Source organism: Shewanella sp. P1-14-1 (assembly GCF_001401775.1).
Taxonomy (GTDB): Bacteria; Pseudomonadota; Gammaproteobacteria; order Enterobacterales; family Shewanellaceae; genus Shewanella; species Shewanella japonica.
On the sequence record NZ_LKTL01000007.1, the window covers coordinates 73,554 to 96,565 of the forward strand.

17 protein-coding genes are annotated in these 23,012 nt (G+C 40.9%); 6 read left to right on the forward strand and 11 right to left on the reverse strand.

The annotated features are described in order from the left end of the window. Positions 1-8: 8 nt before the first annotated feature. The 5 genes from napA to AN944_RS06775 form a co-directional block, all read right to left on the reverse strand. Positions 9-2,498, reverse strand: a complete 2,490-nt coding sequence (napA, locus tag AN944_RS06755; protein WP_055023932.1) for a nitrate reductase catalytic subunit NapA — start codon at positions 2,496-2,498, stop codon at positions 9-11. Between the two features lie 2 nt (positions 2,499-2,500). Further along, a complete protein-coding gene (locus AN944_RS06760; RefSeq protein ID WP_055023842.1) occupies positions 2,501-2,761 on the reverse strand; it encodes a chaperone NapD in 261 nt (86 codons plus the stop codon). 40 nt (positions 2,762-2,801) lie between these two features. Beyond that, the gene (locus AN944_RS06765; RefSeq protein ID WP_055023843.1) at positions 2,802-2,960 is read right to left on the reverse strand and encodes a periplasmic nitrate reductase, NapE protein; all 159 of its coding nucleotides are present in this window, start codon (positions 2,958-2,960) and stop codon (positions 2,802-2,804) included. A 455-nt stretch (positions 2,961-3,415) separates the two neighbouring features. Beyond that, a complete protein-coding gene (locus AN944_RS06770; RefSeq protein WP_055023844.1) occupies positions 3,416-4,345 on the reverse strand; it encodes a class I SAM-dependent methyltransferase in 930 nt (309 codons plus the stop codon). A 97-nt stretch (positions 4,346-4,442) separates the two neighbouring features. After that, positions 4,443-5,546 carry an AI-2E family transporter gene (locus AN944_RS06775; RefSeq protein ID WP_055023845.1) on the reverse strand — a complete coding sequence of 368 codons (1,104 nt, stop codon included), beginning with the start codon at positions 5,544-5,546 and terminating at the stop codon, positions 4,443-4,445. Between the two features lie 423 nt (positions 5,547-5,969). Here AN944_RS06775 and AN944_RS06780 point away from each other — a divergent pair, with 423 nt between their 5' ends. After that, positions 5,970-6,875 (forward strand): TIGR01777 family oxidoreductase, encoded by a 906-nt coding sequence (locus tag AN944_RS06780; protein ID WP_055023846.1) that lies wholly within the window; start codon positions 5,970-5,972, stop codon positions 6,873-6,875. A gap of 21 nt (positions 6,876-6,896) precedes the next feature. Here the strand turns inward: AN944_RS06780 and AN944_RS06785 are convergent, their stop codons facing one another. From AN944_RS06785 to AN944_RS06795, 3 genes are all read right to left on the reverse strand, one after another. Further along, positions 6,897-7,775 (reverse strand): LysR family transcriptional regulator, encoded by an 879-nt coding sequence (locus tag AN944_RS06785; protein WP_055023933.1) that lies wholly within the window; start codon positions 7,773-7,775, stop codon positions 6,897-6,899. Positions 7,776-7,897: 122 nt separating this feature from the next. Continuing rightward, positions 7,898-10,381, reverse strand: coding sequence for an ABC transporter permease (locus tag AN944_RS06790; protein WP_055023847.1), 2,484 nt, complete (start codon positions 10,379-10,381; stop codon positions 7,898-7,900). Beyond that, on the reverse strand, positions 10,381-11,139 hold the full coding sequence (locus AN944_RS06795) for an ABC transporter ATP-binding protein (protein ID WP_055023848.1): 759 nt from the start codon (positions 11,137-11,139) through the stop codon (positions 10,381-10,383). Before AN944_RS06795 ends, AN944_RS06790 begins: the two co-directional genes overlap by 1 nt. A 49-nt stretch (positions 11,140-11,188) precedes the next feature. On the opposite strand from AN944_RS06795, the gene AN944_RS06800 reads away from it, so the two are divergent. The 4 genes from AN944_RS06800 (at position 11,189) to AN944_RS06815 (ending at position 17,306) form a co-directional block, all read left to right on the forward strand. After that, positions 11,189-11,770 (forward strand): arylesterase, encoded by a 582-nt coding sequence (locus tag AN944_RS06800; RefSeq protein ID WP_055023849.1) that lies wholly within the window; start codon positions 11,189-11,191, stop codon positions 11,768-11,770. 185 nt (positions 11,771-11,955) lie between these two features. Continuing rightward, positions 11,956-13,023, forward strand: a complete 1,068-nt coding sequence (locus AN944_RS06805; protein ID WP_055023850.1) for a DUF3083 family protein — start codon at positions 11,956-11,958, stop codon at positions 13,021-13,023. Between the two features lie 283 nt (positions 13,024-13,306). Beyond that, complete coding sequence (locus AN944_RS06810) at positions 13,307-15,955, forward strand: parallel beta-helix domain-containing protein (RefSeq protein WP_055023851.1); 2,649 nt, start codon at positions 13,307-13,309, stop codon at positions 15,953-15,955. Between the two features lie 181 nt (positions 15,956-16,136). Beyond that, positions 16,137-17,306, forward strand: a complete 1,170-nt coding sequence (locus AN944_RS06815; RefSeq protein WP_235530865.1) for an SO2930 family diheme c-type cytochrome — start codon at positions 16,137-16,139, stop codon at positions 17,304-17,306. A 7-nt stretch (positions 17,307-17,313) separates the two neighbouring features. Here AN944_RS06815 and AN944_RS06820 read toward each other — a convergent pair whose 3' ends face one another. The 3 genes from AN944_RS06820 to AN944_RS06830 all read right to left on the reverse strand — a co-directional run bounded on the left by AN944_RS06820 (position 17,314) and on the right by AN944_RS06830 (position 21,974). Continuing rightward, positions 17,314-18,339 carry an AraC family transcriptional regulator gene (locus AN944_RS06820; protein WP_055023853.1) on the reverse strand — a complete coding sequence of 342 codons (1,026 nt, stop codon included), beginning with the start codon at positions 18,337-18,339 and terminating at the stop codon, positions 17,314-17,316. A gap of 11 nt (positions 18,340-18,350) precedes the next feature. After that, positions 18,351-19,364, reverse strand: coding sequence for a protease SohB (gene sohB, locus AN944_RS06825; RefSeq protein WP_055023854.1), 1,014 nt, complete (start codon positions 19,362-19,364; stop codon positions 18,351-18,353). Positions 19,365-19,484: 120 nt separating this feature from the next. Continuing rightward, positions 19,485-21,974: a VolA/Pla-1 family phospholipase gene (locus AN944_RS06830; protein WP_055023855.1), complete on the reverse strand. Its 2,490-nt coding sequence runs from the start codon at positions 21,972-21,974 to the stop codon at positions 19,485-19,487. Between the two features lie 259 nt (positions 21,975-22,233). Here AN944_RS06830 and AN944_RS06835 point away from each other — a divergent pair, with 259 nt between their 5' ends. Next, a complete protein-coding gene (locus tag AN944_RS06835; protein WP_055023856.1) occupies positions 22,234-22,971 on the forward strand; it encodes a YciK family oxidoreductase in 738 nt (245 codons plus the stop codon). Positions 22,972-23,012 lie beyond the last annotated feature (41 nt).

Genomic DNA, 23,012 nt, shown 5'->3' on the forward strand with positions numbered 1-23,012 from the left:
CATTCTCCTTAAGCTTTGACAATCTTAACCGCACATTTCTTAAAGTCTGTTTGCTTTGACAATGGATCTGTCGCATCAAGCGTTACTTTATTAATGAGCTGGCTAGCATCAAACCAAGGAACAAACACTAAGCCCATTGGTGGCTTATTACGACCTCTGGTTTCAACACGAGTCTTAATTTCACCACGGCGAGAAATCACTTTAACTTCATCACCTCGACGTAACCCACGCTTCTTAGCATCATCAGGATGCATAAAACACACTGCATCAGGGAAGGCTTTGTAAAGTTCAGGGACACGCTGAGTCATAGAGCCTGAATGCCAATGCTCTAGAACACGACCGGTCGATAGCCAAATATCAAACTCTTCATCTGGCATCTCTGGTGCGGGCTCATAAGGTAATGCAAAGATAATAGCTTTGCCATCAGGCTTACCATAAAACTCGAACCCTTTACCTGCCTTAACATAGGGATCCGCACCTTCACGATAACGCCATTTGGTTTCTTTGCCGTCAACAACAGGCCAACGTAAACCATGCTCTTCGTGATAACGATCAAAGTCAGCTAAATCATGTCCATGACCACGACCAAATTCAGCGTATTCTTCAAACAAGCCTTTTTGAACATAGAAACCAAAATGTTTTGCTTCATTGTTCATGTATTTAGGATCGGTATCGCTTAATGGGAACTTCTCAACATTGCCATTTTGGAACAAGACTTCGAACAATGTTTTACCCTTATATTGAGGGTTAGCAGCAAGCACGTCTTTTGACCATACTTCATCAGTCGTAAAGCGTTTTGAGAACTCCATTAACTGCCATAAGTCAGACATCGACTCACCCGGTGCTTGTACCATTTGATGCCAAAACTGAGTACGTCGTTCAGCGTTACCGTAAGCACCTTCTTTTTCAACCCACATTGCTGAAGGCAATATCAAATCAGCAGCTTGGGTTGTCACAGTTGGATAAGCATCCGATACAACGATGAAGTTTTCAGGATTACGATAACCTGGTAGCCCTTCTTCATTCATGTTGGCTGCAGCCTGCATGTTGTTGTTCACTTGCACCCAGTAGCAATTTAAATCACCATCTTTAAGACGACGATTTTGCTCAACTGCGTGATAGCCAGGTTTAGGCGGAATAATCCCGCTTGGAATATTCCAAATGTCTTCAGCAAGTTTACGATGCTTAGGATTTGTGACCACCATGTCAGCAGGTAAACGATGTGAGAAAGTACCCACTTCACGTGCAGTACCACACGCAGAAGGTTGACCAGTCAATGAGAAAGGACTGTTACCTGGGGTTGAAATTTTTCCGACCAGTAAGTGAATGTTGTAGATTAAGTTATTACACCACACACCACGAGTATGTTGGTTAAAGCCCATGGTCCAGAATGATGTAACCTTCTTTTTAGGGTCGGCATACAGCTCGGCTAGCTCAATTAACTTGTGCTCTGGCACACCGGATAGCTTACTGACACTTTCAACATCATAATCTGCAACAAACTTAGCAAACTCTGCAAAATCAATTGGAGTTGAATCACCTGCTGTATCGACGTTTTTAGCTTTCTTTTGCAGTGGATGAGATGCACGTAAACCATAACCAATATCCGTTTCACCTTTTCGGAAATTAACGTGTTTATTGATAAAGTCTTGGTTCACTTTGCCGTTTTGAATAATGTAGTTAGCAACAAAGTTAAGAATGGCCAAATCGGTTTGCGGAGTAAACACAATAGGCAAATCAGCTAAATCAAATGATCTATGCTCAAAGGTAGACAGAACAGCAACTTTCACATGGGGAGCGCTTAGACGTCTATCTGTCACACGAGTCCAAAGAATAGGATGCATCTCAGCCATGTTTGAGCCCCATAATACGAATGCATCAGCCGCTTCCATATCATCGTAACACCCCATTGGTTCATCAATACCAAAGGTACGCATGAAACCACCTACAGCAGATGCCATACAGTGACGCGCATTCGGGTCAATATTGTTTGACCCAAAGCCAGCTTTCATAAGCTTAACTGCTGCGTAACCTTCCCAAACTGTCCACTGACCGGAACCGAACATGCCCACAGCGGTTGGCCCTTTAGCTTTAATGGTCTTTTTCCATTTTTCAGCCATGGTATCGAAAGCGGTATCCCAGCTTACTGGTGTGAACTCGCCATTCTTATCATATTGACCATTTGTCATACGCAGCATTGGCGTCTGCAGACGATCGCGGCCATACATAATTTTCGATAAGAAATAACCTTTAATACAGTTTAAGCCACGGTTAACTTCACTTTTAGCATCACCATGAGTAGCAACCACCTTACCGTCTCTAGTAGCAACAATGACTGAACAGCCCGTACCACAAAAACGACATGGCGCTTTATTCCACTCTAACTTTGTTTGCTCAGAACTCGTTATTAAATTACTTGCTGTCGCAGGTAAAGCCATTCCAGCAACGCCAGCAGCGGCAATCGCGGCATTGGCTTTCATAAACTCACGTCTGTTCATACTCATTCTTCACCCTCTTCTAGCTCTTCGCTTTGGTGATAAACCATAGTGGCACTTAACACACCAGGGATTGCGTTAATGGTCGAGATATCATCCATTAAAGAACGCTGAGTCGGTCCTTCAATTACCACGACAATTTTCATCTCATTGTTTACTGACAATTCAGCATTTTCCATCGCCATAATTTTTTGGCGAACTTCAGCCATTTGCTCTGGTTGAACTTGCACAATCAAACTGGTTACATGGATTTCTTTTTTGCTCATTAGCACTCATTCTCTATTATTTTTTGTTATTAATTAAAGACTAACCGGCACCTGGCGGGCCTGAAAGGATTTGACTAAACCAAATGGTAAAGCCAAGTGCACTGACTAAAAGTGCCGATAAAATAGGCGCTAAAAAAACCGTTAGGAAAATAAAGATTTTCAACTCTAAGCTTTTTTCGCTTTGTGGATCTGTACTCATGGAGCCTCCAGCAGAGGTTTCAAATGAAAGATATGTAACCTAGTTGTTACTGATCATGATTCGGAAGAATTTTATCTTTAATCAATGACTAAACTATATACTCACAAATTGGTAAAACGAATTTAAGTTGATCTAGATCATAAAATTCACCAAACATTGACCTGCATAGGTTTATATTGACCAAAATAATTAAACGGAAAGATGATGTTAGCGTTGTTAAATGCCAGTTTACGTTTTACACATTGTTTAGCACTTTAGTATATATAGCTGCTACACATAAAGTTATCAACTTGTTAATAGTATTTCGATGTAATTAAAATGACAGGTGAAAGGCATTCAGATAATGATATTTACATCACGTAAAAAGATTTGAAGGTGCTTTAATCAGCATAAATGAATACAAAAGAATCAATGACAACTGAATGAATATTCAATTGTCATTAATCAAAGTCCGTTTACACTAATTTATAGCGTAAAACTTTAAGGGATTTTTGCTCATCAATATCAGCAAAAATAGTCGGGTTATCTAGACGCTCGATAAATTGTAATGAAGGCGCCGTTTCAGATACTTGCTCCATTAAAAAATCGCATCCTAATTCAGGCGCATTCAAACAAAGCAATACTTCGCCGTTTTTGGCTAGCAGTTCAGGTAAACGGCGTAAAAGCCTTACATAATCTTTAGTTGCTACAAAACTGCCTTTTTGATTACTTGGCGGATCTGCAATAATTAAATCATAAGGGCCTAATTTAGTCAGTTTTCCCCACGATCTAAAAATGTCATGACCTAAGTAACGTGCCCCCGAATCAAAACCATTCAATAAATGATTCTGTTTACCAATACTTAAAGCACCTTTACTCATGTCCATATTAACAACGTCAGTCGCTCCCCCCTGTAAAGCCACAACAGAAAAAGCACAAGTATATGCAAATAAATTCAATACTTTTTTATCTTTACTTTGTGTCTTTACCCAGCGTCGTCCGTTAGCCATATCAAGGAAGATTCCGTGATTTTGGCCTCTTAATAAATGCACTAAAAATTGAGCACCATTTTCAGTGACAACATGTTTTTCTGGCACTTTACCTGCAACAACTTCCGTTATCGTTTGGCCAGCGTTGCGATATTGAAATACTAAATTAAACGCAAGATCACTATGGTATTTCTGCCATACCAGAGTAATGCATTCAATTAGCTCATTACGGTTAGTTTCATTTAACTCTTTAAAGCTAGTTAACAATAAAACAGGATTAAACCAATCTAAGCATAAGTGCTCTAGACCTTCAAAACGGCCACCTCTACCGTGAAAAATACGGCATAACTCATCGCTAAGTTGCGCTTGTGCTAACGCTTGAGTAAGCGGAAAGTCTTCTACTGAATTTATCTTCATTATCACTATTAATTTCTTTTACTGTATTTAGATGCAACACGTATTATTCGCATACGCATTGCCTTTAAAGTCCGGTCTCTACCTAAAAAGTAAGCCTTTATGCTTTACCAATTGGCTCGGATGTAAGCTTATCTGATGAGTCAATATCAATTTGCGGCTGATTATCTTCGTCTGAATCAACATCGGATAATAAAATAGCAAACCATTTGCCACTTTCACTCGACTCAAGTGCGATTTTTACAATCATGGTCAGTGGAACGGACAGCAACATACCGACTGAGCCTAATAGCCACCCCCAGAATATCAATGACAAGAAAACCACTAAAGTTGATAAGCCTAAACCACGCCCCATAAAGCGAGGTTCAACCACATTACCCATAACGGTATTCGTGCCCAAATATAATAAAGCTGTCATCCCAGCAGCACCTGGGCCGATTTGGATAAAGGCGAGTAACACTGCAGGAATAGCAGCAATGATTGAGCCGATATTTGGAATGTAATTTAATAGAAAAGCCAGCACTGCCCACAATAACGCGTAATCAACGCCGATAATGCTTAATCCAATACCAACAATAATACCGGTGCCAATACTGACTAAGGTTTTGATGACCATATACTGATTAACTGAATGCAGGAACTTATCAATCTGTTTTAAGCGCATATCAGGATCATCAACCGCTAAATGAAACTTCTTCGGTAATGACTGAGCTTCAAACAACATAAAGATAACGGTCAAAATAATTAAGAATAAGTTAGCCATAACATTACCAAGCCCTGACAGCATATTCGTTGTCATGCTTAATGCCATACCTGGATCAAAATACTCCAGCACTTTATCTTTAGAAATATTGATATTTAACGCATTAAGTTTTTCAAGTACCCATGAAAACTGCTCAATAAGTTGTTGACGGTACATTGGCATTTGATTTGAGAATTCATTTATCGAACTGCCGACTAAGCTGGCTAACCACAACCCCATTAATACAATAAATATCATTAATAAAATGACCGAAAGCCATTTAGGCACTTTATATTGCGTCATAAAGTTGATTGCTGGATTACAAATTACCGCTAAAAATGCCGACAGTACAAACGGAACCACAATAGGACTAGCTGTTTTTATGCCTGCTAAAATGACCACGAGGCAAGCCATAACAGCAAAGCCGCGCAATGCCATTGATGAAGAGTTACCGCCACTCATAATGTAAATCCTTTCTATTGTCAGTATTGATGGTGAAGTTGGATCATCAGTTTGCTGCGCTACAAAAACGACTAAACATGAAAATAATGCTTAGTTCCATCTCGTTCAAAATCAATAACACAGCTTAATTGAATAAGGTTTAACCAGTAAACTGGCTTAATTATAATTACTTAGCATTATACTCATTATGCTTTATCAGGATATGAATAAATGAAAGCTAATTAATCCAATGGATAAAAATAGATTATCAAACTCAAGCTGTACCAAAGCTAAATATTCAATGAAAATATGTTTGATCTAGGAGCTTGATAAAGTCGTAAATATCTATAAGGTCTGCTTTTTTTTGCGCTAAATTAACTATAGCCTGAATAACAGATTAGTTAACTATCAATGTAAATCTACACGACAGGTAATGGTGAGTATATGAACATATTAATGACTGGAGCAACAGGGTTTGTTGGGCAACAATTAGTGAAACTATTGAGCCAAAGTTCTGAATCCCATCAGCTCACCATTATTACCCGAAACAGTCAGAATGCTAAAAACATATTAGGCAACAACCACCAATACCTCAATAACCTAGACAGCCTTCAACATCTAAATGAAATTGATTGTGTCATTAATCTTGCCGGTGAGCCCATTGTCGGTAAGCGTTGGAGCCACCAGCAAAAACAAAAAATTTGTAATAGTCGCTGGAATATTACCGCTAAACTAAGTCATCTTATTAAACAAAGTGATACGCCACCAGAATGTTTCATTAGTGCATCAGCGATTGGCTATTATGGCAGGCAGGGTTCAACGGCTGTTGATGAGCATAGCAAAGCTCACGACGAGTTTAGCCACCAAGTGTGCAATGAATGGGAACATTTAGCCTTACAAGCACAATCTGAATCAACTCGAGTTTGTGTCCTTAGAATAGGTATCGTCTTGGGCAAAAACGGTGGGGCCTTAGCCAAAATGCTACCGCCATTTAAACTTGGGCTGGGGGGGCCAATTGGTAAAGGAGTACATGGTGTAAGCTGGATCCATATCGATGACTTAACCGCACTGATATGGCATTTAATGTCGACGAAATCAGCCAAAGGGGTGTTTAATGCCACAGCACCAAACCCTATAAGCCATAAACAATTTGCACACTCTATCGGCCAGAGTTTAGGCAGACCCGCAATAATCCCAACACCGGTTTTGGCTTTAAGATTAGCCATGGGTGAAATGGCAGACTTAATTGTTGAAGGCCAATTTGTGATACCCAAAAGGACATTAGAAAGTGGTTTTCATTATCAGTACCCTGATATTAACCCTGCTTTAGATTCCATCCTTAAAACATAATCCTTGTAAAACAGTTATGCTTTAGCTTTTTACCAAGGTTTTAATTCTATTAATAAACCAGTCATACCTTTTGGGTTGTGGCCGGTGTTTTTTGCGGATCATAAATAAAGGCTCTTTTACGACCTTTGGCAAATTAGCCACGGTAATATTACCTTGCTCATAAACACTGTTTACTGCAAATTCAGGTAATACAGTAAATCCTAGCCCTTTTGTTATAGGCATCAATATTTGATTTAACTGATTAACGTAACTGGTTAACGGTATATCATCTGCTGAATAATCATCAAAATTACAGCTCATCACTTGCTGTAAATAATGCTTAGCATCTGGATGTGAAACCAAGCCTAATGATAATAACGTCTCAAAAGATAAGTCATCGGCATCAACAGACTTAGGTAACACCATGAGCAACTTCTCAAACCCAACTGGCGTGACTTCAAGCTCTGAATTTGACACAAATTGAGTAACGATGCCAATTTCTATGTCATTGTTTAGCACTTGTTCAACAATGCGTTTATTCGGCGCAGCTTCAATGGAAACATGTAGTTGAGGATGTAATAACTGGTAATCAATAAAGTCTGGATAAAGCCACATGGCTAGTGAGCCTGAACAAGCAAACCTGCACTCCCCGATAAATGCTGAATCAAGCTGTATATCACTTAATAATTGCTCTTGTTGCTTTAATAGCTGTTCACCATATTTCTGCAATTGCATTCCGGCATCGGTGAGTTCGAAACGTTTACCAAAACGCTGGATCAACTGCGTATTAAGTTGATTTTCTAACTTCTGAATATGCTGACTAACACCAGGTTGAGTCATAAACAATTTGTCAGCAGTTTGTGTAAAGTGACCTGTTTCGGCTAACTTTAAAAACGTTGTTAACCATTTTTGATTTATCATGATGATTCCATTAAACATTACCGGCATTGTCTATTGCCTTAAGCTATTAAGATACCATAATCATTAAAAAAGGAGAGCATCAGCTCTCCTTAAAATTAACGTGCATAAGAATAAAAGGGACATCAGCCCGCTTTTAGTAAATCACTGCACGAGCGATTCAATAGCTGCCTACAACGCCACATACCTAAAGTGGCAACCACAGCTGCACCGGATAAAGGTGCAATTGCCCACCAAGGCCAGTGCATGTATACAACTAATTCAAAAACTTGTGTTTTAAGCATATAAAGGGTGAATTCAGCAACAATCACCGCCAATATACCCGCTATTGCGCCCAATAAGGCAAACTCCAAACCGGTTGCAGAGCGCAGTAACCATCCAGATGCACCAAATGTTCTTAACACCGCCAATTCACGTTGTCTAGTGGCCATTCCCGCTTCAGTTTGCGCGATTAACACCAAGGCACTTGCCAATAATACTAACGCAAGCACTAAAGATAAGGATAGCGACACTTGCTCAATGATTTGACGTAACTGCCCCACCATAGCCCCGACATCAATCACTGATATCGTAGGGAATTGCTGGATTAATTGCAGCACGACTCCATTCGCCGTTAATTCACTGCCATTCGCTTGCAAATCTTCATCATTAAGATGAAAACTTGCCATAGAAGTATAAGAAAACGGCTCTAATGCTTTAGGCCTGAAAATCATAAAGAAATTTGGCTGTAAGGTTTCCCATTGCACTTGCCTAAAACTGGCAACCTTAACACTAAACTCTTGATTATCAATCGTATAAGTCATAGTGTCACCAAGGGATAAACCTAAGCGTTCAGCAACTTCGGCCTCAACTGACACCTCATCATCAGCTTGGTTAAACGTTCCTTCAATGATTTCATTATTAGGCGGAAGTGTTTCACGATACGTCAGATTCAGTTCACGTGAAATCCCAACACGTCCTTCAACTCCGTCTTTCTCTTCTTGACGAGAAATCAGTTCCTCATCGTTGATATGGGTTAAACGGCCACGGATCACAGGATAAATATCAGTTGCATTAATATTGTGCGTTGTTAAAAAATCATCCAATGGTTTAGTGTCTTCAGGAGCAATATTGACCAAAAAGTAATTAGGTGCATTTTCAGGCAACTGCTTTTGCCATTCATTTAACAAATCTTGTCTGAGAGCCAAAATTGTTAATAACAAAACAAGCGCACTACTAAAACCGACTAATTGAACCGCATTTTGTCTTGCTCGACGTCTAAGGCCTGCAAGTGCTAACTGAAACGGGTTGGTGGTTTTCATACCAACACTATGGCCTAAACGGATCATCACAAATCCAAGCACACTGAGTAACACACCTAAAAGTAATACCGCCAGCACCACGGTCATAGTTAACGCAATGCTTTTTGAATATAAATATCCCAGTAAGGCCATCGCACCAAGGCTCAATAGCAAGTGGAGCCACATGCCAAATTGTAACCCTTCTAATTGACGCTGAAGCACCCGTAAAGGTGGAATGGCTAATAGTCGCATTAATGGGTAGGCAGAGAACATAAATGCGCTGATCAATCCGGTACTCACGCCAAGTAACAAGGGTCTTGAATAGGGGGGAGAGTAAGCAGCAATTTCAGCAGGCAAGAATTGATTGATGGCTAAATCTAACATTACGCCACCAATTAACCCTAATACGATCCCCACTACAGTAACCAGCAATAGATGGGCACCAAACAGCATTCGAATTTGCTTTGCAGATGCGCCAAACGTTTTTAGCATCGCAACAACGTCATAATGACGTAGGCAATAACGCTGTGCAGCAATACCAATAGCTGCACAGGCAAGCGCAATACCTAATAAACTCGCTAATAATAAAAATCGCTCAGCACGTTTAACGGCTGATGCAATAGGTGAATCCCCAGATTGCACATCAGTCCAGCGCTGACTGTTATTCAGCAGTGGTTTAGCTTGGGTTTCAAATTGGGTTAACGCCGCGGCCTCACCAGAAAATTGGTATACATAACTGACACGGCTACCAGGTTGAATAATACCAGTAGCTTCAACATCATCTAAACGCATTAACAGCACTGGTGAAGAGGCAAAGGGATTAAAGCCAGCATCGGGTAATCGGCTGATTTCGGCAGATAAATTAAGTTCAGTATTACCCAGCTCCAGTGTGGTCGGATAGCCCAATAAGCCACCTAATCTATTTTCATACCATGCTTCACCAGTCTTTGGCAGTCCTTGGGTAACGCCTGATGATAATTCTATTTCTCCACGCAATGGATACCCGTCACCCACCGCTTTAATTGTCACCAGTTGAAAATTATCACCCGAATACACCATCGAGTTGAATTTCATGTTTGTCACATGTTGAATATTCAGTGATTCAGCTATGTTGAGCACTTGCTCAGACAGAGGCACAGGAGAATCAATAATACGATCTGCAGCAATAAAATTAGCCGCTTCACCATTAATAGCGACTTGTAAACGCTCACTGACTCTTGCTAAACCGCTCACCGATAACACGGCCAAGGTTATCGCCAATACAATGAGTACTAGTTGCCCTTGCATCAATTCTCGTTTAAATAAGCGCCAAGCTAATTGTAATTCCATTAGCTAACCTCCTCAGAAATCTCGTCAGCATGATTAACATGGCTCTCAGAGATATCTGACTCAGCATTTGGTTCTGATAAATGACCACTTTCCATCACTAATTGTCGCTTACAACGCTTGGCTAGCTCCAAATCATGAGTCACTAATACCAGCGTGGTATCACTTTCTTGGTTTAAGGCAAATAACATGTCTGCGATTTTGTCGCCATTAGCACTATCCAGGTTTCCTGTCGGCTCATCTGCAAATAATACTTTGGGCTCACAAATAAACGCACGAGCGATCGCTACACGTTGTTGCTCACCGCCAGATAATTGTTTTGGTAAATGTGTTAAACGATGAGAAAGCCCGACACGCTCGAGCATCTGCTCGGCTTTTTCGCGAGCTTGAGCCACGCCAGCAAGTTCTGCTGGTAGCATGACATTTTCTAACGCTGTGAGTGTGTCGACTAACATGAAAGACTGGAAAATAAAGCTGACTTTTTGTTTTCTAAGTGCCGCTTTTTGTTCTTCGTTTAATCCCGACAACGCCTGTCCATCAAGGAGTATTTCTCCAGATGTAGGTGTATCAAGCGCTGCAAGCAAACCTAATAAGGTTGATTTCCCTGAACCTGATGGGCCGAGAATCGCAATACTGTCACCTTGCTTGACATCCATATTAATGCCATTGAGGATAGTAAGCTCTCCCTCTTGGGTCACCACTGTTTTTTTGAGGTTAGTAACGTTAATGGCACTGGAATTATTTGCAAAAGTAGTCGACATACGATCCTTCTTATTTTTATCGGCTAAACGCCTGCGTTCTGCGGCGTTAATGGTTGTTGTTTCAACAATGTTTATTTCAACTTCTAGCTATGCTGCCACGATTTTAATCTTAGGTGATAGTCTAAGCGCAGGTTATGGCATGTCGGAAGAGCAAGGTTGGGTACAATTGTTACGTAATCAATACCCTGAACATGACATTATTAACGGCTCAGTTAGCGGAGAAACCACCGCTGGCGGTTTGCGTAGACTCCCAAGCTTACTGGACTCTAGCGCATTTGACCTTGTTGTCGTAGAGCTTGGAGGCAATGATGGCCTTCGAGGATTCCCTCCAAATAAGCTGAAATCAAATCTTACAAAAATCATTGAGTTGTCTCAAGATAACGGGGCAAAGGTTTTATTAACAGAGATTATGGTGCCACCTAATTACGGTCCAAGATATACCAGCATGTTCAATGATGTCTATCATCAATTAGCTGATGAATTCGATATCGAATTAGTGCCTTTTTTCATGTTAGAAATAGCACCAAACCCTGACTTAATGCAACGTGATGGCATTCATCCAAATGTTGAAGCTCAACCTCGAATTACGCAATGGATGCAACCCTGGATCATTAATGCACTTAAAAAGTAACAAAGGTTAAAATATTTCATTCAAAATCACTTAAAAAGTCTAAAAAAGTAATTTTATTTTAAGCTTTAATGATTAAACTGGATGTTAAATGGATTTGTTTAAAACGTTATAAATACCAATGATGCAAAGCACTTACTTTGCTTGTCATCTAAATTGGTAACACCCTATGGCTAAAAGGAAACATTATGTCCGTCAGTCGTCAAAAGAAAGTGTATTTACCGACCGCCACCCGTAAAAATCAATATATTACTGTTGGCTTTACCCTAACTGATGAATTATTAGCGTCATATAGTGATTTAACTAATTGCTATCAAGAGTTTAGTAAATTAGTTTTTCAAGTCGCTGATAAATATGAACTGTTTAATGTTCATGTGGTTGCAAGCGATAAACTCCCTATGGTGCGTTTTCACAGTGAGGCTTATTGCTTAACAACAGAAGAGCAATTACGCTTTTTCTACAACCCTGCACATCATGAAGCAAATCGTCTTCATACTTTGCCTGGTTACCGAGCTAAAAAGCTAAAAGTGGTTTTTCTTGCAACAGGTACCGAACTACGAAGTCATTCAGCTGAGTTTCACGCCAAAGTTCAACAGTTTTTAGCTGAGATCAAGCCGCTATTACCAGTTCAAGGTGTACCAACAAAAATACGAGACCACCAGCACATCTCTTATGACTTTTTTGCCAAAGCAAAAGGCTTAAAAGAATCCTATGCTTACAAACTACGTGCTGTAGATAGTCGCTATAAACGCCGTGAGTGTAACCTACCTGAGTCGGTTAGCGCGCTTAACTACGTCACGGTCAGCTTACCGATGGGGCGTCGAATCAAAAAGCAATTAGCAGCAGAAAATGCGACTAGTTTTGGTGAAAAATATCAACGTGTTGCTGACCACTTCATCAAAGCAACCAGCGATAATAAATTAAACCGTGTTGCCATGGTCGCTAATGGTAAAGTGCCTCTCGTCAGAAACAGTAAATACGAGCAGCTAAACAGCACTGCAGAATTCCAAATGGTTGGCTTTGACCCAAGTAATGCAGCACCAGACCCTATTTGCCATTGGGATGACACTAAGCTTGCTGAAGCTATCCGCTTTGTTATTGTCGCAGCTAAAGAAGACCAAAAAGATGAAGGCTATGGCCGCTTTATGAATCAAGTTCAAGATGCGATTCGTCAGTTCACCAATCAATTTGATATGGATAAAGAACACATTGATGTGATTGTTCGCTTCCATCAGCATTTAAGTTATAAAGCGTAATATCGGCAACCTTAATTACTGATTGCTGCTATCTAACTTAAAAGTAAGCTAATTAGTAGATTATTTAAAACGACAGCATTGGCTGTCGTTTTTGTTGAATAATCCATTTTCAAAACAAGTCATTCATAGAACCAAAAAACATATGTTATAAAAATGTGGCCAGATTTCACATTGATTAACAAATAACAAACAAGGCATGTTGGAGTCATACGAATCTAATCGTATCCACTCCATCGGCGGAACAGATAGGAGTAGGAAGATATAATAAAAAGCAGGAGATGCTATGTTCAACAAGAAAATGCCTTGGCTGGTACCTACCCTTGTAGCAACAGCCGTTACGCTAAACCTAAGTGGTTGCGGTTCAGATGATGATGAACCAACCGTTACCGAAACCCCATCCGTCGTTCAGCCACCAGCAGAAACTGGCCCCACTTTCCCAGAAGGGGCAATAATGGTTGAAGCAGGTGATAATCTCACCATCAGTATTCAAGAAGCCTTAATTAATGCCCAGAGTAACGATGTCATTGTCCTTCCAAAAGGTAATTTTATAATAGAATCAACATTATTGTTTGATGGTGATGTCGACGGCGATGGCAGTTTTGCTAAAAACATTACCATCATGGGCTATGGGCAAGACGAAACCGTTTTAGATTTTTCAGAAGCCAATTCGGGTGATGGCATATTCGTTCAAAATGCCGTCAACATCATTATTCAAGACTTATCAGTAAATGAAGCAAAAAATAACGGTATTAAACTCAAAAATACCAACGGCATAATTTTACGTCGCCTTGCAACTGTATGGGAAGGTGAGTTAGATGAGGGAAATGGTGCTTATGGCCTTTACCCTGTTGAGTGTGAAAACATTTTAATCGAAGACACTTATGTACGAGGTAGTGCCGATGCCGGTATTTATGTCGGGCAATCACAGTACATCGTTGTCCGTCGAAACATAGCAAAAGAAAACGTTGCCGGTATTGAAATTGAAAACTCAAAATATGCTGATGTTTATGACAATGAAGCTATGGGCAACACAGGCGGTATTTTAGTATTTGACCTACCAATTAATAACCACCGCTATGGGTCAAGTGTTCGTATTTTTAACAACAAAGTATACGATAACAATACCTTAAACTTTGCTAATGCATCCTCTAATCCAGCTGGTGTTCATATCGTACCACCCGGCACAGGGGTGATTGTGTTGTCCACCGATGATGTCGAAATTTTCAATAACGAAATCACTAACCACGACACTGTTGGTCTCACCATTTCAAGCTTTTTCATTGCCGAGCCCGATATCAGTACCTTTGTCGGAAATTACGGTCAACCGGGCCAAGCCATCGATGATGGTTGGCGCCCTACTCCTCGAAATATTTCAATCCATGACAATGTCATCACAGATTATGGCCAAAAACCAAAAGGTTATTTAATTGAAGACATTATCAAAGCTTATGTACTAACCCATGGCGCATTACCGGGTATTTTATATGATGGTTTGGGTGAAATGTTGTCAAATAATGGCACCGCTGCATACCTAGGGCTACAAGAAACACCATTCAACCCTGATGGAAGCGATAATGTCTGTGCCCAAAATAATGGTGATGTAAGTTTAGGACGGTTATTTGCCAATAGTAATACAGACATGAACATCGCTGACGTCTTATATGAAAAAACACAAACAGACTTAATGAATTGTGCCCAAGTCAGCCTACCGGTTCACACTGTGACTTTCGGTGATGAAATATTTGGTTGTGGTGTGGATGATGATACTGAAGGCTGTGATGGCGGAAACTTAATCGGTGGAGGCGGCTCTATTGGCGAAGGTGAAGGTGGCCTTGAAGGCGATGGGGATCTGAGCCTATGTACTGCATCTGGTGATAACGTCAGCTGGGATGCTTTACTAAAAGCTAACTGCCCTAAGTTATCGGACTACAACTTATTTGCAGATATGACCAACCCAACAGCGTCGCCAAACTCGAACGGTTTACCGTACGATCTTAACACGCCTTTATTTACTGACCATGCCACTAAATATCGCTTTGTATATTTACCTGATGGCACCAAAGCCGATTACACAGAGAATGAGTCTTTTGACTTCCCTGTAGGGACTGTCATCAGTAAAACGTTTGCCTTACCGCAAAACACTAATAACCGCGGCTTTGCGAATGAAGATGTGATTGAAACCCGTTTGCTTATCCATCGCGAAACAGGTTGGAGCGCCCTACCTTATGTATGGAAAGCCGATAAATCTGATGCCATGTTGGCAAAAGCTGGTGCTATCCAAGGTAAGCAAGTCACGCATAATGGAGAAATGTTAAACTTTGATTATGTTGTACCGAGCATGAATCAATGTAAGCAATGCCACCAATTCAAACCTGATGCCGACAGTAATGCGGTGTTCATGCCTATTGGTCCAAAAGCTCGTCACTTAAATCGTGATTATGCCTACAGTGATGGCGTCATGAACCAACTATCTAAATGGCAAGCAGCAGGAATATTACAAGGGGTACCTAACATAGCCGATGTAGATAAAGTTCCAGAATATCAAGATGGCGATGAATTAAATATTGCATCAATGTCAGATACTGAACTCATGGCAGCAGCTAAAGGTTACTTAGACATTAACTGTGCGCATTGTCATCGCCCCGAAGGTAATGCATCTAATACAGGTCTTAAATTAGAGTATTGGAGAAGTTATGACGATGACGCAGGTTTCTCGCACGGCACGTGTAAGTCTCCTGTTGCCTATGGCGGTGGCAGTTTAGGCTATGATGTTGTGCCAGGTAAGCCTGAAGAGAGTATCTTGCACTTCCGTATGGAGACCAATGACCCAGGTGATAGAATGCCAGAAATTGGTCGTAGCTTGTCCCATGATGAAGGTGTGGCACTTATTAGCGAATGGATCAAGCGACTACCTGCTGCGTCTTGTTCTTAGACTAGCAGTAATCTATAGAGGATGAGCGAGTTTCATCCTCTTCTTTTCATCCGCAATTTATTAACCCACTGCATTAAACCAGCAACATCCAATTCAAGCCACCGCTAACACTAGGATACTCTCGATGCCGCATTGTCCTTTATTCATTCAGAAAAAATTATTCATAAAGCTGTTAATCATAATGACCGCTTTCACATTAATGGCATGTGGCGGCTCAAACTCAAGTGACACAGATACCAGCTCAACAACCCCATCACTCCCAGATACAACACCAACGACTCCCGCTCAGCCAGATGATTCTAATGATGTTTGTTTGCGAACCAGTACTGAGCTAAATTGGGCGGCATTAATGGCTAAAGACTGCCCTCAATTAAGTGATTACGGCTTATTTACCGACCCTAGTATCCCCACTCAATCACCGACAGAACCTGGAATAGCATATCAATTATCAACGGAATTATTCTCCAATTATGCCAGTAAATACCGTTTCCTATTCGTACCTGACAACCAGCAATTAACTTACATGCCAGAGCAGGTTTTTGATTTGCCAATAGGCAGCGTGTTAGTTAAAACATTCGCTTTGCCTTTTGATACACAAGCAACAGGCGAAGATAACGAAAAGTTAATCGAAACAAGACTATTAATCCATCGAGAAACAGGCTGGACTGCCCTTGCTTACCAATGGCAGGCAGATGACAAAGCCGAATTAATAATTGCAGGTGCTAAAGTGGCACATACGCTTAATAATCAAGGCGAGTCCATTAGCTTTGACTACGCTATCCCCAGTAAAGTTGAGTGTAAAATTTGTCATCAAACAACACATTTGGACACCAGTATTATTCATCCTATCGGTCTTAAAGCCCACTTACTCAATCGAGAAATAGCAACACAAACGGGTATACAAAATCAATTAACCTTATGGGTTGAAAAAGAGTTACTCAGCAGTATGCCGGCACTCGACACAGTCGATAAGTCTTACCCTTTGCATGATAGTTCCGCCTCTTTAACAAATCGTGCCAAAGGTTATTTAGATATCAATTGTGCTCATTGTCATCACGAGGGCGGCTTTGCCAGTATTTCTGGTTTAAGACTGAATTATAACGTCGACCATACTTCATTCGAATACGGTGTATGTAAGCAACCTCCTGGCTGGGATGGTGGGCCAAATGGTTTGGCTTACGATATTGTTCCCGGAAATGGAGAGCGCTCAATTGTTCATTATCGCCAGCGCTTAAATGCGCCAAAAGATAGGATGCCACCAATAGGGCGAGAAATCATTCATACCGAGGGAACAGAGTTAATCAAACGTTGGATAGATAGTATGTCGCCGACCATTGGGCTTTGTGAGTAAAACGGGATTACTCCATGTGTAACTGGTTAAGCCTTAAAAAATGTCCAGGAGGATAACCTAACCAATGCTTAAAACTCTGCCTAAAATGACTAACATCGCCATAACCAAGGGTTTCAGCAATATCTTCAATAGGCAGTTCATCAGCTAAAATAAGGTTAATTGCTGCTTGGCATCTCACTTGATCGACTAATTTTTGATAAGTCGTGCCAGCAGCGGATAGCTTTCGCCTTAGGCTTCGATCACTCATATGCATGGTTGATGCAAAGGGTTCTAATTTGGGGGGAGTCGGCATACAAGCTCGTATATGAGTTAACACCTCGTCAATGAAAGAAATACCATCAGGTACCACTATTTGAGAAAGTTGATCAAATTGATAATCAAGCGGCGTTTTCAACACATCAAGATTGATCCCCCATTCAAAAAAATCACAATCAAACGTCATTTGGGCCCCAGTAATTTGGCTCAAAAAAACTGTGGCATGCGGCGCAGAGGCAAAATGAATTTCGTCAATATTTACTGACGCTTTAACGAGTTGCCTTGCAGCACCCAATAACGCACATACGCTATGTTGAAACTGAAAAGAAAATTTATCTGCAGAGACTTTCCCCGTATTAAGCCAGCGTATCCAAAGTGTTGAGTCTTCTACTCGTATAAGTGTATCGGCGAAACTGCCAGCAAGATCGGGATTTTTAATGACAAACGTTAAGCATTCACCCAAGGTAGTGAACTGGTCAAAGAAAGGAAGTAATACATCGAGCGTTGAAACTTGGTAACTTGCCCCTAGTCTAGCGCCGATTTCATGTTCTGGGCTTAAAGTGCGTAATTGCTCCATCGCAAACTCAACTTGCCATACATAAACAAACTGCATAGCGCTGAGTTCCGATGGCCCTAAGCCCAGTTGCTGGTATATTTCATTAGCAACACTCTCACCGAGGTGAGTTTCAATAAAGTTCAGTAAATTTCTCAATTCAAAAGCGGGATAACATTGGTCACCCACCATCATATTGGCTTTATATCCTGACTCTTGTTGCATTTATACCCTTGTTATTTAATTGTGCTTTCGCGTTCCATCAAACGATTAATAACACCATCAACCGATAATGACGCTCCATGTGCGATTTTATCAGCGAGCTTTTTCTTCATTTGATATTTAATTTTAATAACTTGATGCTCTTTAACTAAACTCAAAATAACGTCATCACTGGTAGAAATAGCATCAATTAACCCTAGCTCAATAGCTTGCTGACCATACCAATGCTCACCAGTTGCGACCTTAGCAATATCCATTTCGGGGCGATATTTACTCACAAACTCTTTGAATAAAACATGAGTTTCTTCAAGCTCTTCTTGAAACTTCTCACGACCCTCATCTGTATTCTCACCAAACACAGTTAATGTGCGTTTAAAGTCACCAGCTGTATGCTGCTCATAGTCGATATCATGTTTTTTAAGTAAACGACTAAAGTTTGGTAATTGCGCAACAACGCCAATAGAACCAACGATAGCAAAAGGAGCGGCATAAACTTTATCTGCGACACATGCCATCATGTAACCACCACTGGCAGCCACTTTATCAATACAAATTGTCAGTGGAATATTGGCTTGTTTTAATCTATCTAGCTGACTTGATGCCAACCCATAGCCATGGACCATGCCACCGCCACTTTCGACATTCACTAATACTTGGTCATCTTTTTCTGCTATGGTTAAAATCGCAGTGATTTCCTCACGTAAAGAAGCAACTTCGCCAGCATCAATGCTGCCTTTAAAGTCGATAACAAACACCTTTGACGGCGTTGTTTCATCTTTTTCAGCCGCTTTTTCGTCAGCTTTTACTTGCTTTTCGTAAGCCTTGTATTGTTTTTTAGAGAGCAGTTCTTCCTTTAACTCTTTTTCTAGCTGTTTAAGCTCATCGGTCATGTTCGTTAACTTTAGCTCACCTTTGTCTGCTTTTTGTTTCATGCTGCTAGCTAAAACAACAATGACAACTGCAAGGATGGCGACAACGATAGTGACGGCTTTAGCGAGAAACATGCCGTACTCAGATAAAAACTCCAAAATACACTCCATAAAGAAAAACGTTATTAGCGCTATCTTAGCAGGAACTTAAACCATGTAGACAATAAAAAACCCAGCTAGTGCTGGGTTTTTAATCAATTAACGATGAAATATCATTAATTAGCTACAAGGTACAAGCACATCAGGATTATCAACAAGAATCGTCGCAGCCCCTAAGCCTGCAGTCTTGGCAAAAGCAGCAACTTGAGATTGCATTTCAACTGTTGCTAGTGCAGCCATGCCATCAGTGACGCCATCAATTTCATCAGGGCTCACTAGCGAGCTGTGATGACCTTTAGCGAAACGAACAACACCAGAACCTGCATTAGTTGAACTGACACAACCTAGACCTAAACCAGAGATTAACGGCTCAGTACCTGATAATGGGAAACCTTCAACCATATTAGGTAATACTTGATCAGGTAAGTTACCCGCACCATCTCCTGCGACTTCAATAAGGTGCACAGGTAATTGTGTATCAGCAAGTGCTGCTGCATGGTTTAATGGGTCTGCTGAGTCAACCGCCGTTTGTACTGCGAAAGCGAATGTTGGAATGAAGGCAGAGTAAACGGCTTGAACTAGTGCTTCATACTCAGGTGTACCAGGCTCATAGCCCGCTTCATTAGCTTCTTCAACTAACTCCATGAATGCTTCAGTACCTGTCACAGTATCAAATAATACTGGTCCAAAAGTAGCTGAACCAGCAAATGAACCTGCTAGACCACCTGCTGGTGCCACTAATGATGCCGCATTAATACCATAAGCATTAGGTAATTCAGTACCCGTTGTAGGGTCAACTAAACCAGTTGAAGCGTACGTTGATAACGTCGTACCTACAATGCCACCTAAGCTTAAGCCTTGTGCACTGATTTTACTGATATCAAATACTTGCTGACCACCCGCTTGAGCAATTTCTGTATACATACCTGTTAACAGTAGACGTAAACTTAAATGATCAAGGGTTGCTTGACGGAAGTTATCACGCACAGTAAGCGTACTCGCCACATTGACAAAAACTAATGGGTTACCGTTGGCATACTGAGGACCAAACAACTCGCTCGTTGCCGAGATGTCGTAAACGCCATTACCTGTTGCATCGTATGAGCGATCGCCATGAAGTGGCATATCAATCGCAATCGTCGCAACACCAGCTGCAGCATAAGTACCAGCGTACGCTAATGCCATTTGCTTAGTTCCACCAAGACCATGTAAAGCCATAACCGTTGGCCAACCATTCGTCGGTGCAGCAAAAGGTAATCCAGCTTGTGCACTAAATGCCGCCAATTTAGCCGCATTTGGTAAGGTGATCTGAACTGTAACGTCTTCATAGCCCATTATGGCTGGGATAGGGTTAAACTTGGTTAAATGTTTAGTTGGATCGGCATCAGTACCGTCGTCTAACTTCCAAATTTTACCTGCCATAAGCGCAGGATTTTGCAGCGCAGCAGCTGGGTCAACGCCTTGAGCGACAGCTTGAGAACTAAAGTTAGCAACACTCATTGAGCCAGAATCAAGTGCTAATAATACTGAAACAGGACTATCACCATAAGCATGCCAACGACCATTTGGCGCTGTCGGTGCACCATCAACAATCGGAATTGTACAACTAGCAGAAGAACAATCACCGTAAATAGGCATACGAACTACTGCAGTATAAATTTCTGCTATGTCAGAAACGACATAAGCAAGGCCATCTTCAACCGTTAAACCTGCCGCTTGCGCCACAGTAACCACACCACCGATTCCGTTATCCATTGGCATTGGAGGCTGAACAAATGCAGGCTTGTATGGATCGCTTGAAGCCATTAACAATTTAGTTGTCTCGTAAACATCTGCAACAGACTGCGTAGTGAATAAACCTGAATAAGAAATAGTTTCAGCATCTACACCGTGTTCAGCAGCTAACCCTTTCTCGTAGCTATTCACTAAACCTTGAAGTAAAAGTTGCTCATCAGTTTCTAACGGCTTAGTGTCAATATCGAGTTTAAGTAATGTATAAGTACTCGATGGCTCAATAGAACGACCTGCAGAATCTTGAATAAGATCCGTCGTTGCATAAATATATGATTGATTAGGTTTTAAGGCTTTAAGCGGCACAATGGCAATTGTGTTACCTGAAGCTTGCGCGATGAAGTCAACGCCAAACTGAAGTTCTGCGCCAATCTTACATGCTGAAAGTGTTAACGCATCTGAACACTCTGGATCAGTTGATAATGCGCCACCAACAGTTGCTTCAAATAGGAGCACAGCGCCAGCTTGGAAAACAGAAGCGGCATCGATTGTTAACATCTCACCTGAATTATCAGTCGCAAGATCCACAGTGATTGAAATTGGAGATGTTGTAGACCAACCATCTAATGCACCTAAGGCAAGAGTTGGGTCAACATAGTCAATACCGTCTTCACCAGGAATCGCTAACGTTCCATCTGTTGTACCGTTAAATAAAAGGTCATTTGGTAATGGCACTTCACCTGCTGCAGGATCAAATACCATTTGCGAGAATGGAATGAGTGGCTCGACAGAATCTTTTGCTTCATTTGTACTATCTTCACTACAGCCGCTGAGCCCAAGAGCAGATGCAATAGCAACACCCAATATGAGTCTTTTCATCTTTTTTCCCCAAATCTTGTTGTAATAATTTTAATTTCCCCAAAAATTGGTCACAATAGCGTAAACACATGACCATAAGGACATATTTTTGTCCTTAACTCATCTCAAGTTAACGTAAAATTATTGAGTTAGCTACATATTTGTTACATGCGAAAGTGCTACACGTTAACATTTATCAGTCATTTGTTTAAAACGAACGTTTATCTTTTGTTCGAATCTAGATTTGACGTGCTTTTGCGGCCGAAGGAAAAATTGAACCATGTTGGAATATCAAGCTAAAAAAGATTTACTAAAAAATAAAACAATTCTTGTTACTGGCGCTGGTGCTGGGATAGGTCGTGTTGCAGCAATTAATTTTGCAAAACATGGTGCTACTGTCATATTACTAGGTAAAACAGTCAAAAAATTAGAAGCCGTTTATGATGAAATAGAACAAGCTGGTTATCCAAAACCTGCCATCGTCCCTTTAGACTTAAAAGGAGCCACAGAGCAAAACTATAAAGATATGGCTGATACCATCGCTGAACAATTTGGTCACCTTGATGGCGTACTACATAATGCCAGCTTACTGGGCGCTTTAGGTCCGTTTGAGCACATTGACTTAGCGTCTCTTGAAGATGTGATGAAAATTAACGTTATATCTCAAGTGATTATGACTAAAGCATTACTGCCAATTATGCGCTCTGCCCCTTCTGCTTCATTGGTGTTTACTTCTAGTAGTGTTGGCCGTAAAGGGCGAGCTTATTGGGGGCCATATGCTTTTTCAAAATTTGCTACTGAAGGCATGATGGAAGTTTTAGCACATGAGTGTGAAGGCACCAATGTTCGTGTTAATAGTATTAACCCAGGTGCAACTCGCACAGAAATGAGAGCAAAAGCTTATCCTGGGGAAGATCCATTAACCTTAAAAACAGCTCAAGACATCATGCCAGTATATTTATATTTAATGGGCGATGATGCAAAGAATGTTAATGGTCAGCAGCTTAACGCTCAATAAGTCAGTCCTTTCAGCGACAACAAACAAATTAAATTGGTTAT